This is a genomic window from Chitinophaga sp. (assembly GCF_035538455.1).
Lineage (GTDB): Bacteria > Bacteroidota > Bacteroidia > Chitinophagales > Chitinophagaceae > Chitinophaga.
Genome location: NZ_DATLKJ010000236.1, coordinates 1 through 21,044, shown reverse-complemented (window position 1 = coordinate 21,044; position 21,044 = coordinate 1). Strand labels below are relative to the sequence as shown.

The following is a 21,044-nucleotide window of genomic DNA, read 5'->3' as shown; positions in this document are numbered from 1 at the left end:
GCGCAGGATAAATAATCCGGTTTGCAGTTCTCCATAGAGGGGAGCTACCTACAATAGCTGATAATTTAAAAACGGGTGTAATCCATAACCGGTATGAATTACACCAGAACATGTATATTTTTTACCGGACAACAATGATTTCGAAAATATTTCCTACCCTTTGAACCGGGGGATATAAAGATTGAAATGGTTAGCTTGATAATGATATTTTATTTAGATGTTTTCTATGTTAAGACAGTTGTGCGTTTCCTCCCCATTACCACTCTGTAGCTATAACCAGCAATAGTTTGAATAACTATTTTATTCGTATTTTCAGTCACATTCCCATTCTGGGGAAATCATAACCCTTGTACTATGAAAGCATTTCGTTTGATAACCAGTAGAATAGATATCAACCTTGAAAAATCATTTTACCCAGGAAGACAATTTTCCAATAATATGCCGGCTACAAGATATTTTCCTGTCGGACGGCATATAAACAGCAATCTTAAACGTGCTTGTAAAGCAATAGCGGTAATAGCCTTCTTCGTATATGCTGGCGCGTTGTCTGCCCAGAACATTCCTAACGGTAGTATCCGCCCTGCAGCAGGTAGTCCAACTGTCCCCGCAGCCTATACAGGGACCACCATCAATTACATTCGTACCTGGGATCCGTCTATGCCCTCCAGTGATATTGCGACGGTTACTGCGTCCACCAATGTGCGTGATGTTAAGCAAACCACTCAGTATTTTGATGGGCTGGGACGCCCATTGCAGACCGTGGCAAGAGGGCTTAGTGCGGGTGGAAAAGATCTTGTTACGCCGGTGACTTTCGATGAATTTGGCAGGGAGCAGTTTAAATATCTGCCTTATACACCCAAGACGGGTAATAGCAGTGATGGGAAATTCAAAACAGATCCCTTCAATGGGCAGAAGGCTTTCTATGAAGACGCTGCAATCAACCCTGGTACAAAGGATGAGAGTATTTTTTACAGCCAGATCGAATACGAGGCCTCTCCGCTGAATCGGCCGCTGAATACCTATTCAGCAGGTAACAGCTGGGCCAAAACGGGAGGTAACCACCCTGTAAAACTGCAATACCTGGTTAGTTCGGTAAGTGATTCAGTAAGGATATGGACGATGTCTGGCAACAGCGTTGTTTCATCGGCAACTTATGGAGCCGGGCAGTTGTATAAAAATGTAACGGTAGATGAAGCCGGTAACCAGGCAGTAGAATATAAAGATAAAGAAGGGCATGCCGTGTTGAAAAAAGTCCAGATTGCTGCAACGCCAGGCACCGCACATATGGGTTGGCTATGTACCTACTATATCTATGATGACCAGAACAATCTGCGTTTTGTTATTCCTCCGCTGGCGGTAGAGAAGATCACCACTTCCTGGAATGTGGCTGCCGTTACAGATGAATTGTGCTTTCAATACCGCTATGATGGCCGTAACCGTATGATCATGAAGAAAGTTCCGGGATCAGATTCTACAGAAATGGTTTATGATGTACGCGACCGCCTGGTATTTGTGCGCGACAGAAATCTAAAAGACGACAACCGCTGGCTGGTTACTTTTTATGATGCGTTGAACAGACCTGTGGAAACGGCGCTGTATAATTCCACTGCCACCCGCGATGCCTTGCAAACCAGCATGAACAGCGCGCTGACAGATGGCAGTACTTCTTACCAGTATCCTGGAATCAGAGATCTGGTAGCAGCAATAGATGATCGTCCGAAGTATGTCGCCAGTAATAGTGTTGAATTGGTGAGCGGATTTGAAACAGCAACAGGCGGCGAAAGGGAAGCATATATTGATGCGGCCCTTGCAGGAGGCAGTATCAACATCACCGTGTCGAATCCCCTGCCGGGAATAGCGCCGCAGAGTCTTACACCATTGACTTACACTTTCTATGACCGGTATAATTATGATGGTGTATATGCAGCAGCATCTAATGTATTCAATAGTCCGCAGGCTGGTTTGAATTCTTATGCAGAAGGGATAAGTATCAGTAATGTGACACCCGGCCTGGTAACGGGTACAAAAGTAAGGGTACTGGGTACTGACCAATGGCTGACCACCACTACTTATTACAATGATAAAGGCAGGCCGGTACAGATAATCAGTGATAATGCAGCAGGTGGAAAGGATACCTTAACCACCTTATATGATTTTAATGGTAAAGTACTCAGCACATATCTTCGCCATACTAATCCACGCAGTGGTGTAGCGCCCTGGAATGCAGTGCTGACGATGATGGGTTACGATGATGCCGGAAGGTTGGTAAGCGTGAAAAAAAGACTCAATGATAACGCCGCCACCGAAAGAACGGTTGCTACCAGCGACTATGATGAGCTAGGTCAGGTAAGAACCAAAGCGCTCGGACTGCAAACTGGCGGAGCGGCCATTGAACAACTATCATTTGAATACAACATACGTGGTTGGTTGAAAAGTATTAATAAAGATTATCTGAACAATGGTAATAATGTTTCACACTTCGGGCAGGAAATGAGCTACGACTATGGCTTCACCAGCAATGTCTTCAACGGTAATACAGCAGGTATTCGCTGGAAAGGCTGGAATGACAAAACCCCGCGCGCTTACGGTTATAGCTACGATAAAGCTCACCGTCTTACCAAAGGGGATTTCTCTCAGCAGGCTTCCGCCGGTGCTCCCTGGACCAACGCTAACGTTAACTTTTCGATGGATGAACTTGCATATGATGCTAACGGCAACATCACGCGTTTATTTCAATGGGGAATGAACGGTACTGCCAAAGATCAGATCGATCAATTGACCTATCGGTACAAAGATAATAGCAATAAACTGCTGGCCGTAACAGATGCCAATCAACTGCCACTACAGCTTGGCGATTTCAAGGACGGCAACAAAACAGGCAATGACTATGATTACGATCCAAACGGTAACCTGAAAAAGGATCTTAACAAATCAATCACTGCTATTACCTATAACCATCTCAACCTGCCGGAGCAGGTTGTTTCAGCCAAAGGCATCATTGATTATCTGTATGATGCAGCAGGCATTAAAGTACAGAAGACAGTAACTGATAAGACGGTAACTCCTAATAAAGTTACGGTTACTAGTTATACAGGTGGCTTTGTATACCAGAATGATACGCTGCAATTCCTGGGGCATGAAGAAGGCCGTATAAGATTGTTCCTGAAAACAGGACAGACACCTCAGTATGTATACGATTATTTTGTGAAGGACCACCTGGGTAACGTCCGCCTGGTGCTTACCGAGCATTCTGACCTCTCTGTATACGCAGCGACCATGGAAGCACCGCTGGCGGCCAAAGAGAATGCATTGTTCAGCAATATAGACGCAACCCGCGCACCCAAGCCGGTGGGGTATCCTGCTGATAACAGCACCTCAAAGAATGAATCGGTAGCCAGGCTGAATGCCAAAGATGGTGGGAAAAAAATCGGTCCTTCTATTGTGCTGCGCGTGATGGCCGGTGATACTATTCAGATAGGAGCCAAGGCATTCTATAAGTCACAGGGTCCTGGTGAAAAGAAACCATCAGAAACTACTGCGGAGAATATGGTAGCTGATCTGCTGCAGGTATTTGGTGGAAATGCTGCCACTGCCGGAGAGCACAATGTTGCTGCTGCTACCGCTCAAACACCATTCAACACTAACTTTTACAATAATGATTACCGGAAGTTGAAGGAAAAGGATCCTAACCAGAACAGATCCGATAAGCCTAAAGCCTATCTTAATTTTGCGTTGTTCGACGATCAGTTTAAACTAGTAGATGAAAACAGTGGCGTAAAACAGGTGAAAGGAGAAGCCGATCAATTGCAGACACTCGCAGTAGACAAAATGCCGATTAAGAAAAGCGGCTTCCTGTATGTATACACCAGTAATGAAACTGCACAGGATGTGTTCTTTGATGATGTAGTGGTAACCCAGGCAACTGGTAACGTGGTGGAAGAAACACATTACTATCCCCTGGGCGTGACAATGGCAGGAATCAGTTCCAATGCATTGTTGGGTAAAAATTATCCGGAGAACCGTCTGAAGTACAACGGGAAAGAATTACAAAGCAAAGAATTTGGCGATGGTAGCGGACTTGATTGGTATGATTATGGTGCGAGAATGTTTGATGTGCAGATAGGCAGGTTTATGACTGTGGATCCTTTAACAGAGAAGAATCTGAATATGTCTCCATACGTTTATGCATTTAATAATGCGGTCAACGTTATTGACCCTGACGGACGTGATGGTATCAGAATCATTGACAGAGACAATAAAACGATTACCATCAGGGCGACTTACTATGTTCAGACAGAGCAGAGCACTTATTTCACTACAAAAGGCCAAACAAGAACACTGGATGGGTACTCCACTAAAGAAGTAGCCTCCATGCAGAAAAATTACAATGAATATCTGAATGATCTCAAGCTCAGTGTATCCGAAGGAGAATATAGTGGATACACGGTTAAATTTGATCTGCAGTTTAAGTCAGGTGGAACTGTTGAAGCCAGCAAGAAAAGTGCGGAATCGGATAAAATAGACGGAAATTCTATAGGGAATTCATTTGCAAAAGGCAGTGCAGATACCTATTCAGGATTTAAAACAAAAGAGGTAGAGAAAGGAGATGAAACGTATACAACAACAGTTGGTGGTATTACAATCGGCAACAACGAAATTTTGATGAATAAGTCGCAAGACGGAAAAATGAATAGAATCCATGAAATATTCCATACTTTCGGATTTAATCATCCGAAAGGAGCTGGAGGAAATAATGGAATTATGAAGTATCCACCGGAAAAGCCTAATCAGGGAGATGTTAACCAACTCGGGAATGGCAGTTTCTTGCCCAAAAAAGTATTAAAAACAAAAAAAGAAGAGGAAGAAGAGAAAAACGCAGTAATCCGATGAATAAATCATGGCTTGTATTGTTGATGTTATTGATCAACACAGTATTAAAAGGACAATCCCCGGATTGTAAAATCGTGAAGGGCACGTTCTTTTATGTTGAATTTGATATCAGGAGTAAATCCAGTTATCCGTTGATAATGGCAGGTATCAATGATTCGTTGAGCATTAACTCGTTTTCGAAAGAAGATGTAAATTCATTTATTTCAGGCTTCTATCGAAAAATGGATTACGTACCGGATCTTTATGCAGGATATGCTAACATGCTGAAGGAGTGTATCGGTAAAGTGGCAGCAGATCAATACATCAAAGCTCATCCCGCCAGCGTCGCTCAATTGACAAATAACCTGGCAAATAGGGGAAGGAACAGAAAGATAATACTTAAAAGCGGGGAAACAGTGTTCTTGCGGATTGTGAAAATGTCGGGTGATTTCTGGCAGGTGAATAAGGATAGCAAAGGCATCTCTACCACTTCCAATGAGATGGATATAAAAGAGATCCCGGAAATCAATCAATGTTATGTCCCCTATATTATCAGGAGCTTTTCTAAACCTCTTGATAAAGAAATCAATTAAATACCGCTGATATATGGATGATTGCTGACAGCGGATTCCTTAGCAGCGAATAATATGAGACAAATAAAACGGCCAGCTCAGGTTAACCTGAGCTGGCCGTTTTATCAAAATTTTTCCCCGGCTACATACACCGACAACTTAAAGTTGTTATTCGCATCTGCCTTTGCTTTTACAATATCCACCTTCACTGTATGAGAACTACCGGCGTCAATAGTACCGCTGATGCTGATGCTATGCGGAGGAACCACTTCTGACGGGCACCAGTTGCGCGCCTGCGTAGATATATCATAGCTGCGCATGGTATTAGGCCCACATGCAACTTTGGAGGAAAAGCTACCTATTTGTGCATTATCCCAGCTTACATTGTGTGTACGGTAGGTATACTCTTCGCCACCAGAACCTGCGCCCCATGCCTGGGATACTACCACAATTTTGGCATTCTTCAGACGATAAGGTATGGTAATGCTCTTGGTCATAGTACGGGAGTTATTACCGGCTGCATCTGTGATACGGCCAAACTGCACGGCCTGAATGTAAGTAGGATTGGCATTGGATACACTGTTATCCGCAGTGATCTTGAAGTCGGCGGAGAAAGAGCGTGGCTCATTCTTTCCAACCCAGTCTGACTGATCAAGGTGAGTGCCCCACGCGCTGACGCCCACCCAGCAGGAATCACTGCCAGTGAGCAGGGATGCTACATCCTTCAGATCAAATGTGTATGGAACTGACTTGATAGACTGGTACCAGTAAAAGAACGGTGTTACATAGAGGTAGCCGGTTTTAGGTGCATAGGCATCAATCTTGGATTTAGCTGCATCATCAAAAGCTACCTGGTTGTTGAGAAGCGCTTTTACTACAGAGTCTTTGAGGAAGAACAACTGTCCGTCGCGATCATAACCATCGCCTTGCTGATAGATACGCAGCTCTCCTTTGAAAGTGGCAGTGGAATCAGCTTTCCCTTTCAGGGAAATTTTTTTGATGGCCACGGTGTTGTTGAGATAGATAACGCCGCCGCCATCTGTGTATTGATTGCTGGCGTAGCCGTTGTAGAAATTCAGCCCGGTGAAAACAGTTTCTGTGTAGGTACCTGTCAGCGCCTGTGTTACCGCTGATGCTTTCTGATCAATGGGTTTAAGATCTTCTTTGAGATTACTTTTACAGGCGGACAAGGTAATACCTGCGGCCAACAACGTGAAAATACTTTGCTTTTTCATTGTAGATATTTTGGTTAAGAAAATGAAAAACGGGTCAACCCGCAGAGATGCGAAACGACAGGAAATACAAACGTGCTCTTAATTAAAATGCTCTCTGGTATTGATTATTGACAGATTCAAGTTTAGTATATACAATTTAATTCAGAAATAGGGGAATCACAAGGGTTGTGAAAATTGTAACGGTAATTGAGAAGAAAGTATGAAGAATGGCTGTTAGCCTTTAGCTATTAGTGCTAAAGGCTAACAGCTAACTCCTTTTATTAGGATCCTGCTGGAAAATGCGGGTCAGCATTTCGTATAGCTCGGGATGCTTTTCGGCCAACAGATCCGGGCGTTCAAAGAAGTATTCTGAGATCACGGCAAAGAATTCTGCCTCACTGGTAGCTCCGTAAGGATTAATATCTGTGCGGCCTTCCAGCATTTCATGAATGGTCTGATGCACTAGCTTCATCCAGGGGATGCTGTAGCTGTGCTCCAATAGTTTGGTGGGAAGCCCGTCAATTACACCGTCAGATTTATCCAGGAGATGCACAAACTCATGAATAGCGGTATTGCTCGTATCGCCAGTGTTGGCAAAGCCTTCACGCAGTGCAGACTGTGAGAGTATCATCTGTCCATTCAATGGGCCGCTGCCCACCATACCGAGTATGTGGCGGCGGTTACCTTCATATTGGTAGCTTTCATTGAAGGTGTCCGGGTAGAGGATCACGTTGGTAAGATTGAAATATTCCCAGTCCCGGAAACCGAAAATGGGAATAATAGCGCTGGCGGCTACCAGTACTTTGTCCAGCGGCTCTACTGTAGTGCCCACTCCCTCAATGTGTGTTCTTCTCAGGAAGCGCTCCACCTTTTCTTCAAAACGCGCTTTGTCTGCTGTAGTCAGTTGTTGATAGTACTGTACCTGTTCCTGTAAAATCCGGCCGTAGCCATCTGGTACGGCATTTTTTTTCAATCGCCGGCGTATGAACAGGTTTATGAAATAAAGAACAAGGATCAACCCCACCAATAACAATCCGAATAATGTCATCTTATTTTACTTTTCTGTATGCTTTAAATTCCGAGCCATTCTTCCATCCTGGGAATGTTGTTTCATTACTGAGGGTATGTCCTACATCAAACAGCAGTCTTACATCTTCCACCATTCCGTCCATCACCCAGCTATTGGCGTCAAATTCATCGAAGGGGGAGTGGTAACGTAAACGATTATATGCCGATGTCTGTTCTTTGCCCCATCCCGGTTCATGGCCGGGCACATCTGTCCCTGGGTATATATACAAGCTGGGTACGCCTTTCTTGGCAAAATTGAAATGATCTGAGCGGAAGAACCAGCCATTTTCCGGATTAGGTTCTTTGATCACCACGCGTCCCTGTTTGGCCGCCGAGCGTTTCGCGTATTCGTCCAGTTCCGACTGACCATAGCCTATTACCGTTATATCTTTGGTCTTACCAAACGTATTCATCACATCGAGGTTAATATCTGCCACTGTTTTTTCGGCCGGGAAAACCGGATGAGCAGCATAATACTCTGACCCAAGTAAGCCCTGTTCTTCGCCGGTTACGGAAAGAAACAGCACGGACCTGGCGGGCCTGGACGGTAGCTTCGTAAATGCGGCAGCCAGTTCCAGTAGCCCGGCGGTACCGGAGGCATTGTCAACCGCACCATTGTAGATAGAATCGCCTTTAACGGGTTCGCCTATACCAAGATGATCCCAGTGAGCTGAATATACAACACATTCCTGCGGGCGTTTGGCGCCGGGAAGTATCGCCAGCACATTATGGGAAGTAGATTTTTTGATGGTATTGTTAATGGTGATAGATGTCTGCAAATGAAGGTCTACCGGCTTGAAGTTCTTGTCTCTGGCCCGTTGCATTATATCGGGTGATATGCCTGCCAGCTCAAATATTTTCTTTGCGGCCTCGCTGGTAACCCAGCCTTCAAAAGTGGTGCGTGACATGTTGTTATCTGCTGCCTGCAGATGCAGTTTGGAATTGGACCATCCGCTGCGTACCACCTTCCAGGGGTAACTGGCGGCGGCAGTTTCGTGGATGATGAGTACACCGGTAGCTCCCTGCCTGGAGGCCTCTTCAAATTTGTAGGTCCAGCGGCCATAATAGGTCATGGTGCGGCCTTTGAAGAGCGTGCTGTCGGTAAAGCCAGGGTCATTGATCATCACAATAACCGTTTTGCCTTTTATATTCAGACCTGCGTAATCGTTGCGTCCGTATTCCGGCGCTACGATGCCATAGCCGGCAAACACCAGCTCCGTAGCGGGTACGGTCACCTGCTCCTGTACGCGGCGCGTTGCGGCTACATAATCATCCAGGTACTGTAGAGAGACCTCACTTTTGGAGCCCTTGATCACCAGGTTACCGGCGGGTTTCGAGCCGATGGCTACCATGGGTACCTGCTGGAAGTAGCTGTTGCCATTGCCGGGTTTCAAACCCAGCCTTTTAAATTGTGCGGCTATATACTGTATGGAACTGTCTTCCCCGCGGGTGAAGGGCTTGCGTCCTTCGAATGCGTCGGAAGCGAGAACTTTAATGTGTGATGCAAAGCTGGCGGCATTGATGGCTTTGATGGCGCCGGAATCCTGCGCCTGCAGGCTCCCGTGTAATAAGGTCCCCGCCAGTGTAAGTGTGGTTAGTGCTTTCAAGTTAATGCGGTTTATGATCAGTCTAAAATACCTCAAATCACTAATATACCAATTTTGCAGATATTTTAGAAGATGAGATGTGTTGATGGTTTTTTGGGTTAAAATCTGCAAATAATTGATTAATTCCCGTAGCACCGTAAACCCGCGCCCCGTCTATTTTTGTTGCAATATTAAAATGTACAGGACATGGCACAATTAACCTGGCAGGGCGTGTACCCTGCGTTGCTCACCCCTTTTACGGCGGATGATAAGATCGACTACCGGATGTTTGATAAAAACCTGGAAGCCCCACTGGATGCAGGTGTAGACGGTATCATACTCGGCGGCTCTCTCGGAGAGGCTAGTAGCTTGCTGAATGAAGAAAAGTATGAACTTGTGAAATACAGCGTAGCCGGCCTAGGTGGCAGGGTGCCTGTAATTATGAATGTTGCGGAGCAGACTACCCGTGCAGCCATTGAGAGCGCGCGTGAAGCAGAGAAATGTGGCGCATCTGCCCTGATGCTGTTGCCGCCCATGCGCTATAAAGCAGATGATGCGGAAACAGTGGCTTATTTCATGGCCGTGGCTGAGAATACTTCGCTCCCTATTATGATCTATAACAATCCTATAGATTATAAAATAGAAGTGACGCTGGATATGTTTGAGCAGCTGGCAGAAGCGTCCAATATCCAGGCAGTGAAAGAATCCACCAGGGATATTACGAATGTAACACGTATGATCAACCGCTTTGGTGATCGCTTCAATATTCTCAGCGGGGTAGACACCCTGGCGCTGGAAAGCCTGCTGATGGGTGCTCACGGCTGGGTAGCCGGCCTCGTGGATGCATTCCCGTATGAGACAGTGGCTATCTACCGTCTTGCCAAAGCCGGTCGCATTGCAGAGGCAGTGTCTATCTATCGTTGGTTTATGCCGTTGCTCGAACTGGACATCCATCCTAAACTGGTTCAGTATATTAAGCTGGCCGCCAAAGCTACCGGTATCGGCAGCGAATATGTGCGTGCACCACGACAAGTGCCCACTGGCGCTGAGTTGGCAAGAGTGAATAAAATTATTGCTGACGCACTGGCCGTGCGCCCTGAGCTGTCAGCTTATCTAAACGCTGCTGTATGAGTATCGCTGGAAAGAATATTATAGGCTTTGAAGAAGTAGCTGCCGGAACGGAAGTACTTCGGGCATACAATCCCGTTAGTAATGACTGGCTGCCGGAAGCATTTACCGTTGCTACTACTGATGAAATAAACCGCGCAGTGGACAAGGCAACGACAGCCTTCCGCACCTATCGCAACACTACACCCGAAGCCCGGGCTGTATTCCTGGAAACAATCGCAGAAAAGATAATGGAGGCCGGAGATGCACTGCTGCAAAGAGCAGTGGCTGAATCCGGCCTGCCGCTGGCCCGCATCACCGGAGAGCGGCAGCGTACCGTGTCGCAGCTGAAACTCTTTGCTGCTGTATTACGTGAAGGCTCCTGGGTGGATGCGATCATCGATCCGGCTATTCCTGACCGACAGCCACTGCCGCGTGCAGATATACGGAAAATGCTGATTCCTCTCGGACCAGTATTGGTATTTGCTGCGAGCAATTTTCCACTGGCATTCTCCACCGCAGGCGGAGACACTGCCTCTGCGTTGGCTGCAGGTAATCCCGTCATCATTAAAGCACATCAGTCGCATCTTGGTACTAATGAGCTGGTGGCAAAAGCCATTCAGCAAGCTGCTATACAATGCGGTATGCCTGACGGTGTATTCGCCAGCATCATTGGCAATGGCTCCACTATAGGCCAGCAGATGGTAAAGCATCCTGGTATCCGCGCCATTGGTTTTACCGGCTCATTCAATGCAGGCATGTCCATCTTCGACGCTGTTACGCAGAGAGCGGAACCGATACCGGTATATGCGGAAATGGGCAGCATCAATCCGGTGCTGCTGTTACCCGGCAAACTCGCACAGGGGGCGGAACAGGTGGCACAGCAGTATGCTGCTTCCATCACGCTGGGCACCGGTCAGTTTTGCACCAATCCCGGATTGTTGCTGGCATTGGAAGGAGAGGCAACGGAAAGATTTGCTGCCGCACTGCAACAACAGCTGGCTGCTACCACGCCTTCAGCTATGCTCAACCGGAGCATCTGCTATCATTACTATGAGAACAGAGAACAGCTGGCCCGCAAAACCGGTGTGGAGACACTTTTTGCCGGCGTTTCACTGGTAGAGCAAACACAGGGCAGCGCTGCGTTGTACCGTGTAAGCGGAAAGCATTTCACTACCAACCAGGAACTGCAGCAGGAAGTATTTGGGCCCGCATCGCTACTGGTGGTATGCAGTGATGAAGAAGAATTACAACAGGCTGTACAAATGTTGCACGGACAACTTACCGGTACCGTAATGGGTACTGACGAAGACCTGCGGTATTTCAGCGAACTGTTGGATCGCTTCACAGAGAAGGCCGGCAGAATCATTTTCAATAATGTGCCTACCGGCGTGGAAGTATGTTATGCAATGCAGCATGGCGGACCATTCCCGGCTACCACCGATCTGCGTAGCACTTCTGTGGGGGCATCTGCTATCACACGTTTTGCACGTCCGTTGTGCTGGCAGGACTGTCCGCAGCAGTTACTTCCGGATGCATTGAAAGATGCCAATCCGTTGGGTATCTGGCGCCGTGTTAATGGAGAGATAACGCGCGAGGCGGTGAAATAAGGTATTAGCTATTGGTCGTTAGCTTTTAGCTGTCAGCTTCAAAGGCTGATGGCTAAAGGCTAACAGCTGATAGCAAATTCTGTTTTAGATAAATTCAAATTATGTCGGCCAAGACTTTTTTTTGTATAGATGCACATACCTGCGGTAACCCGGTAAGACTGGTTGCAGGCGGCGGCCCGCTGTTAAAGGGCAACAGCATGATGGAAAGGCGCCTGCACTTTCTGCAGGAATACGATTGGATCAGGAAAGGGCTGATGTTTGAACCGCGCGGCCATGATATGATGAGTGGCAGTATTCTCTATCCTCCCGTTGATGACGCCAATGACATAGGCGTCTTATATATTGAAACAAGCGGTTGTCTGCCTATGTGCGGTCACGGTACGATAGGTACTGTGACTATCGCAATAGAACAGGGGCTCATTACGCCTAAAACGCCCGGTAAACTGCGGCTGGAAACACCAGCCGGACTTGTGCTGGTGAGCTATGTACAGGAAGGAAAGAAGGTGAAATCCGTGAAGCTCACGAATGTGAAGTCATTCCTGGCAGCTGAACAGTTACCGGTAGAGTGTCCTGATCTTGGCACGTTAGTCGTGGATGTGGCCTACGGCGGCAACTTCTATGCAATTGTAGATCCACAGGAAAATTTCTCCGGCCTCGAACATTTCACGGCTGATCAGCTGATCTCCTGGAGCAGGGTATTACGTCAGCGATTAAACGAAAAATATACTTTCGTGCATCCGGAAGATGAGCGTATCAAAGGACTTAGCCATATGCTGTGGACCGGCGCTACGATCAATCCGGAGGCTACGGCGCGCAATGCGGTGTTTTACGGCGACAAGGCTATAGACCGCTCTCCCTGTGGCACAGGAACTTCCGCCCGTATGGCGCAGTGGCACGCGAAAGGAAAACTGAAGGAAGGGGATAAATTCATACACGAAAGCATCATCGGTTCACAATTCACCGGCACGGTGGAAGCTGTAACCACCGTTGCCGGCAAACCGGCTATAGTACCGGGAATTGAAGGCTGGGCGATGGTAACAGGGTACAACACGATCATCCTGGATGATGATGACCCATATGTACACGGCTTCCAGGTTATATAATCATTTTAGAAAGACAGCATGAAAGCAATTATAACAGGAGGTGGTATTATCGGTCTTTGCAGCGCTTATTACCTGCATCAGCAAGGTTGGGATGTAACGGTGCTGGATAAAGGCGACTTTAAGGATAACTGCTCCTATGGTAACCTGGGTATGATAGTGCCCAGCCATTTTGTGCCGCTGGCAGCTCCGGGCATTGTATCCCAAGGCATACGCTGGATGTTCAGCAGCAAAAGCCCATTTTATGTGAAGCCCTCACTCAACAAGCAACTGGTGAGCTGGGGTCTTAAATTTATTAAGAGCGCTACTGCTGCAAACGTAGCAGCTGCGGCTGCACCACTGCGCGACATCAACCTGCTCAGCAGATCTTTGTATGAAGAGCTGGGGCAGCAGCCTGGCTTTGATTTTGGCCTGGAACGGAAAGGCATCATCATGTATTATAAGACTGCGGCGGTGGAAGATGAGGAAGCACATCTTGCAGCAACAGCAAGAAGCATGGGGCTTGAAGCAACTGTGCTGGACAAAGCTGCATTGCAACAGCTGGAACCTGGCGTAGAGCTGAATGTGCTGGGTGGCGTGCATTATAAATGTGATGGTCATCTATATCCTAATCAACTGATGCAACAACTGATCGCAGATCTGATCCGGAAAGGAGTGAAGCTCATTCCGCAGGAGGAAGTGATCGATGTAAGAACAGCCAATGGAAAAGTGAAAGAACTGATCACCAGCGGCAGTGATTATAAAGCAGATGTTTATATCATGGCCGCCGGCTCCTGGGCCCCGGCCGTGGCGCGTCTTGCAGGTGTCAATATTCCAATGATGCCGGGCAAAGGCTATTCAGTAACATTGGATGCACCTGCGGTGAATCTCAATATTCCGGCTATTCTCTGTGAAGCAAGAGTGGCGCTTACACCGATGCGCAACAAGCTGCGTTATGGTGGTACGATGGAAGTGGCGCCGGTTAACGACCGCATAAACATGAACAGGGTAGCGGGTATCGTGGAATCGGTACAACAGTATTTCGGTAATCTTCCGGTGAAGATGCCTGCACAACAGGATGTGTGGCATGGTTGCCGTCCATGTACACCAGATGGATTACCTTTTATCGGATTTTCAAAACAATATAGTAACTTGCTGCTTGCCGGCGGGCATGCCATGATGGGCTTAAGCCTTGGTCCCGCTACAGGCAGGTTGGTAGCAGAGTTAGCCAGTCATAAACCAACCAGTATGGATATAACGGCGTTCAGCCTTCAACGTTTCTGAGAATGCTCAAAGCAAAAAGTTCCGCGGAGCCCGGCTATAGCCGGGATTGTGAAAAAGACTATGCCGTGTTCTGGCATGAAATGCAGCAGAATAATGAACAGGGACTGTATAAGATATACCATGATGTATATGACAGTTTCTATCATTACGGGATTTCCGTGGTGCTGGATAAAGCGATGGTGAAAGAAGCCATGAACGATATTTTTGTGGACATCTGGCGCAAGCGTCATCAGCTGGAAATGCCGGACAACATTAAAGGATACCTGTTCATCTGCTTCAAGAGACGGCTGTACAAGATTCTTAGCAAAAACGCACGGGATGCGGCCCGGCAGGAACATGAACTGTTCATTGAGCCGGAAGAGCGCCCCTACGAGGAAATATTGATTAACCAGGAAACTGACCACCAGGTAAAAGCGCAGTTGGGAAAAATGCTGGATCTGCTCACACATAGGCAGAAAGAATTTATCCGGCTGCGCTTTTATGAAAATTTAAGCATCGAAGAAATTGCCGCGAAGACAGCGGCTACTCCACGCACTATCTACAACACCATCCATAATGCCCTGGTACGCATCCGGGAAGTATATTCAGACGCTTCATTTATCGCGTTGTTGCTGCTTTTGATAGATATTGAAAAAAATTCCTGATTTCTTTGGTAAAAAGATCAACACGCTGTCCTCTTTATCATTAAGGAACCACAAATGGATTTTAAAATCAATAAGTGGGCGCCTTAATTAATTATGGATTTACAGCAATACAAAGCCGAAGATTTTATTTTAAACGATTCATTCGTGCGCTACTGCCTTCGCAGTAACGAGTCTGACGTCCAGTTCTGGGAAAGCTGGCTGGAAAGATATCCGCATAAGCAGGAGGAGGCAGCCAAAGCCCGCGAATGGGTATTCCGCCTGGGATTGCGGCTTACGCCGGAAGAAAAAGACGCGGAGTTTGAAAAATTGAAAGCCGCCATCGCTGTTGCCGATGAAGACATCCAACCTGTATCCACTCAAATCGGCTGGAAACGGATATTACGTATTGCCGCCGCAGTTATCACACCTGTTGCATTGCTCTCTGCCTGGTGGATAACCAACCGTTCTCATTCTGTTCCACAGGAAAATAAAAAAAGCTACACCGTATATGCGGCGGGCGATTCCATTCGCCGTCGCATTATTCTGCAGGACGGCAGCGAAGTGATACTGAATGCCCATAGTACGCTGGCTGTACCGGTTGCGTATAATGAAGAAGACCGTCGTCTTCAGCTGAAGGGAGAGGCATTGTTTGATGTGGCAAAAGCCGATGGTAAACCTTTTATAGTTAGTACTGGTAATATTGATGTACAGGCGTTGGGAACTGCATTCAAAGTACGCGCCTACGGTTTTGATATAACTACTTCCGTTATGCTGGTAAATGGAAAGGTGCGCGTAGCACAGGATTCCGCCACAACGGAACTTACTCCGGGAGAAAAACTGTCTACACATAAAGATCATCCTGCGTTTGCAAAATCAACCTTTAACATTGAGAAAGAAACTGCCTGGAGAAAGGGTCAGCTTGTATTCAGTAACGCTTCCCTGGCTGATATAGCACAGCAGCTGGAATACTGGTACGGCATCCGGGTAGAGGTTCAGCAAGGAAAGTATAAACCTATTCGCTTTAACGGAGTATTTAACAACAAGCCGCTCAACGAAGTACTGGCCGCAGTATGCTTTGTAAACGGACTTGAATCTATGACCAGACAAGATGTACTGTTGATCCGTCCTGCCAGGACTTTGGTCAGATAGCAACATCGGTACTGTCTACACAACCAAAATGCGTTATGAAAAGAACATCCCTGTTAAGGGCATGCTGTGTCATGCTCCTGTCTATTCTTTTGCTTAGCTGGATGCAGGTGGCTGAAGGCCTGAAAGACAAGATAGACGTCGGTTTCAGGCAGGCAAAGGTACTGAGCGTATTGCAATACCTGGAGAAAAACACGCGCCTGAAATTCTCCTACAATCTCGATGACCTGGAAAAACTGAGACCGGTTACCATCGACAAAAAAGAGCGTACCGTAGAAGGGCTGCTTCAGGAAATCAGCCACCAAACTACATTGCAGTTCAGGATGACAGAAGATATCATCCTTGTGAAAGTACCTGTTAGTGCAAATGTAACCACCCAGGTCACCGCAGCTCCGGTACAGGAGAAACCTGTACAGGGCTACGTGAAATCTTCCACCGGCGAGCCTTTGCCCGGTGTGAGTGTACGGGTGAAAGGCTCCCCTAAAGGGATGCTTACAGATGTAAAAGGCTTCTTCCGGTTCAGCGATCTGTCTGCAGACGCTGTGCTGGAAGTATCTTTTATAGGATTCGAAGCCAGGGAGATCCCTGTAAACGGACAGTCTGAACTGGCTGTTGTACTGAATGCTTCCACCAAAGTATTGGATCAGGTTGTGGTAGTAGGTTACGGCACACAGAGCAAAAGAACCGTGAGCAGCGCCATCACTTCCGTGAAAGGAAGCGAGATTGCCAATGTAGCGAGCAATAACCCGGTGAATGCATTACAGGGAAGAGTGGCTGGTCTGACTGTTGTGAACACTGGTGGTGCTCCGGGTGCTATGGCCGACATTAAACTGCGCGGTATCAGCACATTCGGCTCACATCAACCCCTTTTCATCATCGACGGTAGTCCCGGCGATCCCTATTACCTCAACAACAACGATATTGCTTCCATTGAAGTATTAAAAGACGGTGCTGCTGCTTCCATCTACGGTTCGCAGAGTGCCAACGGTGTAATCCTGGTGACTACAAAGAAAGGAAAGAAAGGTCCGCCCAAAATAGAGTTCAATGCCTATTACAGTGTAGTGAATCCTACCGGCAAAATGCACCTGCTTGATGCAGATGGCTACCTGAAAGTGCATGATATGATGTACTCCAATGCCAATACACCTGCAAACAAGCGCCCGGCTTATCTTTCAAAAGGCGTTACCGCTAACACCAACTGGCAGGATGAAATTAATCAGCAGGGGAATGCACAAAATTATAGCCTCAACCTCACCGGCGGCGGCGAATATTTCAACTACGGCCTGAGTGGTAACATCACTAACGAAACCGGTACTTTCATTGGTACTGATTTCAAAAAGAAATCGATCCGCTCCCGTAATGAATACCGCAAAGGGCGCCTCACGATTGAAGCCAACCTGGTATATGCAGAAACGCAGCGCAAAGACCTTACCTACAGCGTGAAAGACGCTTACTTCCAGTCACCGCTGCTGCCCGTATACGATGAGCAGGAGAAGTATGGTTATGCTTTGCAGATCAACCAGCTGCCGAAGTATGAGAATGCACTGGGGGTGAATCACTACAATAATAACAACTATAAAACTCAATATTTCAGCGGTAACGCAAGGTTATCACTGGAGCTGATTAAAGGAATGAAGTTCGTGACCAACCTGAGTCTCGCTAACTCCAACTACTTCGATTACCAATACCATCCGCCTTACCGCGCCAATGCGAATGATCCGGTAGTGCCTTACGCCAGACTGAGAGACGGACGTTCCAACTACCGCGAGCGCCTGATGGAAAACCTGTTGTACTACGACCGCGTTTTTGGTAAGCACAGCCTGGGCTTGCTGGCTGGTTATACCGCACAGGAAACAGTTACCAACAACATCGTGACTATTGCGGATGGAAAAACAAATGTGTATACGGTAGAAAATGGACAACTGAATACCACCGTTGTTCCCGGCGGTTTCCTGGACCCCTCCTTCGGTACGATGGATGGCGCTGCCGGAGGTACTTTCAGTGCCACAGGCTCCCGTCCTCAGTATAACCGTCTCTCTACACTGGGCCGTATCAACTATGCCTATGATGGTAAATACCTGTTGCAGTTATCTGTTCGCCGCGATGGTTCTTCCAAGTTTGGTGTGAACCGCCGTTATGGTGTATTTCCTTCTGTATCTGTGGGCTGGAACCTGCACAGCGAATCCTTCATGCATCAGTACACCTGGCTCAATATGCTGAAGCTGCGCGCGAGCTATGGTCAGCTGGGTAATGAAGCGGTGCTGGGGCCCTACGATCACCAGGCGCTTATCAGCATCTATAACAGATGGACCGGCGGTTATGTACAGGGTTCCGGATCTACACCCTGGCAGGGTGGCGCAGCCTGGGATCTGAAGAATAAAGATCTCCGCTGGGAGACCAATATCTCTAAAAACATCGGTTTCGATTTCGGCGTATTAAATAAACTTACAGGTTCATTCAACTACTTCAATAACGTTACCAGCGATCTGCTGATCAGTAAAGAACTGGCTCCCAGTGCAGGTTTGAGAACGCCTGTAATGAACGTAGGCCGCATCAGGAACCGTGGATGGGAACTGGAAGCAACGTGGGCTGACAGGAAAGGCGACTGGAACTATAGTGTAACCGGTACCGTTAGCCAGGTGAAAAATGAAGTGCTGGCACTCGCCAACGATGGCCAGAAATTATATGGTACTGGCCTGAAATATGGTACAGGACCGGTTCCTAACACTACGATGGTGGGCCGCGAAATTGGCGCCTTCTTTCTGTATGAGGCCGACGGTATTTTCCAGTCGGATGCAGAAGCAGCCAACTATAAAAACAGCAAAGGCGAGCAACTGCAACCCAATGCCAAAGCCGGCGATATGCGCTTCAAAGACAGCAATGGCGACGGTGTGATCGATGATGCTGATAAAACCTACCAGGGTAGCGCCTTCCCCAAAGTGGAATATGGTATCAATATGAGCGTAGGTTACAAAGGCTTCGATCTCCAGCTCTTCTGGCAGGGCGTTGGTGGCAACAAACTCTATAACGGTAACAAGTACGAACTACAGGGTATGGATGCCGGCCGTAACTTCGACGTGAGCACATTGAATGCATGGACGCCACAGCATACTGATACAGATGTGCCCCGCGCTATTCTCGGTGATCCGAACAATAACAACCGTGAGTCTACACGCTTCCTTGAGAGCGGCAGCTACCTGCGTCTGAAGACCTTGCAGCTGGGTTATGCATTCTCTGCTCACCTGCTGGAACGGTATAAAATATCACGGTTACGCTTATACGTAAGTGCACAGAACCTGGTTACTATTACACGTTACTCTGGTCCTGATCCTGAGATTGGCCGTACAGATGTGCTGAACAATGGTCTTGACCGCTGGATGTATCCGCAGAACAAAACTTTCATGGGTGGCTTGCAGCTGGAATTTTAATCAATTAAATCAACGGTTATGAAAAAATCTTTGCTATATACTTCCTGCATATGCATCGCGATGGCGCTGTCCACCGGGTGTAAAAAGGATCTGCTGGAGCAGTCATCTCCCGATAAACTCACGACAGATAACTTCTGGACCAGCCGCGACAGAGCGCTCACAGGGCTTGCCTCTGCCTATTCCCAGGTGGAGAGTTTTGTTAGCTGGGATAGTTATATAGAAGCCCGCTCCTGCAGGGAATATTACCGGGAAGACTTTGTAGAGCCGGGAAGTGATGCATACAATTACAGCTGGTGGATGGAAATCTACAACTTCAGTTATAACTCCGGTAACTATGCGATAGATCTGTTATGGAGAGATAATTACCGCGGTATCAATTTCAGTAACCAGGTCTTACAGAATGTGGCAACCATGACATCCACGCAGATTGACGATGCCAGCAAAAACACAATCCTCGCGGAAGCACACTTCCTGCGCGCCTATTACTACTTCAAGCTGCTCACCAATTTCGAGAAGGTGATTATCCGCGATAAGGTGCCTGAAGGTGAAACTGATCTGCCTAAAGCGCCGGCTTCCCGCGCAGAGGTATATGACTTCATCATCGCAGACCTGAAGGCGGCAGAACAGAACCTGCCTTTGCGCAGCGACCGGCCCGTTACAGAGCTGGGCCGCGCTACTAAAGGCGCTGCACAGGCTTATCTTGGCAAAGTGTTGATCTACCGTGCTGCAGAAGATAAGGGTAATGCGCAGGCGATGTTCACAGAAGCGGCCAGCTGGTTGCAGAAGGTGATCGACTCCAAACAATACAGCCTTGTTGGTAACTACCTGAACATGTTCAACGGTACCTCTGCCAACACGACTGAATCCATATTTGAACTGCAGCAGACCATGGACGAATCCAACGGCGCTTACTACAAATCACAGCTGAGCGACTGGATTGCGGCATCTGAATTGGGCGGCTACGGCGAAATCTACGGTAACAACAGGCTGCTGGACGAAATGCTGAAAGAAGGCAAAAAGGCTTCTGATGGCTTATACGATCACCGCGTATACAACACCGTCTTCTTTAAGGATGATTATTTCAATGACGCGGCCAACCCCAGGGTATATGGTCAGACCTATGATAAAGTGTTTGTGAACGGTGGTATCGCTTTCCGCAAATGGATTCCTGCGAAGACAGAACAGCTGGGTAATGATGTAGCGATCAACGTACCGATGATGAGACTGGCGGATGCGAAGCTGTTGTATGCAGAAGCATTGAACGCGATCGGCCAGTCGGTGAAGGCAATGGATCAGATCAATGATGTACGTGCACGCGCCGCGATGCCGCCACTAGCGCTTACTGCCGCTACCGATGTGTTTACCCAGATAGTACACGAACGCGTGATGGAGCTGACGTTGGAAAGCAGTCGCTACTAAGACCTTCGCCGTTGGGGAATGTTGCCGCAGGCTATGCAG

13 protein-coding genes are annotated in these 21,044 nt (G+C 47.5%); 10 read left to right on the top strand and 3 right to left on the bottom strand.

Translation table 11 applies throughout. The annotated features are described in order from the left end of the window. The first annotated feature begins 438 nt into the window (after window positions 1-438). Window positions 439-4,890: a DUF6443 domain-containing protein gene (locus VM802_RS27815; protein WP_325536931.1), complete on the top strand. Its 4,452-nt coding sequence runs from the start codon at window positions 439-441 to the stop codon at window positions 4,888-4,890. Then, window positions 4,887-5,462, top strand: a complete 576-nt coding sequence (locus VM802_RS27810; RefSeq protein ID WP_325536929.1) for a hypothetical protein — start codon at window positions 4,887-4,889, stop codon at window positions 5,460-5,462. The genes VM802_RS27815 and VM802_RS27810 overlap by 4 nt, the downstream gene beginning before the upstream one ends. A 104-nt stretch (window positions 5,463-5,566) precedes the next feature. Here VM802_RS27810 and VM802_RS27805 read toward each other — a convergent pair whose 3' ends face one another. The 3 genes from VM802_RS27805 to VM802_RS27795 all read right to left on the bottom strand — a co-directional run bounded on the left by VM802_RS27805 (window position 5,567) and on the right by VM802_RS27795 (window position 9,330). Beyond that, on the bottom strand, window positions 5,567-6,676 hold the full coding sequence (locus VM802_RS27805; protein WP_325536927.1) for a peptide-N-glycosidase F-related protein: 1,110 nt from the start codon (window positions 6,674-6,676) through the stop codon (window positions 5,567-5,569). A gap of 247 nt (window positions 6,677-6,923) precedes the next feature. After that, on the bottom strand, window positions 6,924-7,703 hold the full coding sequence (locus tag VM802_RS27800; RefSeq protein WP_325536925.1) for a M90 family metallopeptidase: 780 nt from the start codon (window positions 7,701-7,703) through the stop codon (window positions 6,924-6,926). Between the two features lies 1 nt (window position 7,704). Further along, window positions 7,705-9,330, bottom strand: coding sequence for a M28 family metallopeptidase (locus tag VM802_RS27795; RefSeq protein WP_325536923.1), 1,626 nt, complete (start codon window positions 9,328-9,330; stop codon window positions 7,705-7,707). 186 nt (window positions 9,331-9,516) lie between these two features. Here VM802_RS27795 and VM802_RS27790 point away from each other — a divergent pair, with 186 nt between their 5' ends. From VM802_RS27790 to VM802_RS27755, 8 genes are all read left to right on the top strand, one after another. Then, on the top strand, window positions 9,517-10,440 hold the full coding sequence (locus VM802_RS27790) for a dihydrodipicolinate synthase family protein (RefSeq protein ID WP_325536921.1): 924 nt from the start codon (window positions 9,517-9,519) through the stop codon (window positions 10,438-10,440). Beyond that, window positions 10,437-12,026, top strand: a complete 1,590-nt coding sequence (locus VM802_RS27785; RefSeq protein ID WP_325536919.1) for an aldehyde dehydrogenase (NADP(+)) — start codon at window positions 10,437-10,439, stop codon at window positions 12,024-12,026. Before VM802_RS27790 ends, VM802_RS27785 begins: the two co-directional genes overlap by 4 nt. Before the next feature lie 101 nt (window positions 12,027-12,127). Continuing rightward, window positions 12,128-13,129, top strand: a complete 1,002-nt coding sequence (locus VM802_RS27780; RefSeq protein WP_325536918.1) for a 4-hydroxyproline epimerase — start codon at window positions 12,128-12,130, stop codon at window positions 13,127-13,129. Window positions 13,130-13,147: 18 nt separating this feature from the next. Next, window positions 13,148-14,389 (top strand): NAD(P)/FAD-dependent oxidoreductase, encoded by a 1,242-nt coding sequence (locus VM802_RS27775; protein WP_325536916.1) that lies wholly within the window; start codon window positions 13,148-13,150, stop codon window positions 14,387-14,389. Between the two features lie 2 nt (window positions 14,390-14,391). Next, window positions 14,392-15,033, top strand: coding sequence for an RNA polymerase sigma factor (locus tag VM802_RS27770; RefSeq protein ID WP_325536914.1), 642 nt, complete (start codon window positions 14,392-14,394; stop codon window positions 15,031-15,033). A gap of 93 nt (window positions 15,034-15,126) precedes the next feature. After that, window positions 15,127-16,161 carry a FecR family protein gene (locus VM802_RS27765; protein WP_325536913.1) on the top strand — a complete coding sequence of 345 codons (1,035 nt, stop codon included), beginning with the start codon at window positions 15,127-15,129 and terminating at the stop codon, window positions 16,159-16,161. A gap of 35 nt (window positions 16,162-16,196) precedes the next feature. Next, window positions 16,197-19,586, top strand: coding sequence for a SusC/RagA family TonB-linked outer membrane protein (locus VM802_RS27760; RefSeq protein ID WP_325536911.1), 3,390 nt, complete (start codon window positions 16,197-16,199; stop codon window positions 19,584-19,586). Between the two features lie 18 nt (window positions 19,587-19,604). Beyond that, complete coding sequence (locus tag VM802_RS27755; RefSeq protein WP_325536909.1) at window positions 19,605-21,005, top strand: RagB/SusD family nutrient uptake outer membrane protein; 1,401 nt, start codon at window positions 19,605-19,607, stop codon at window positions 21,003-21,005. The last annotated feature ends 39 nt before the right edge of the window (window positions 21,006-21,044 follow it).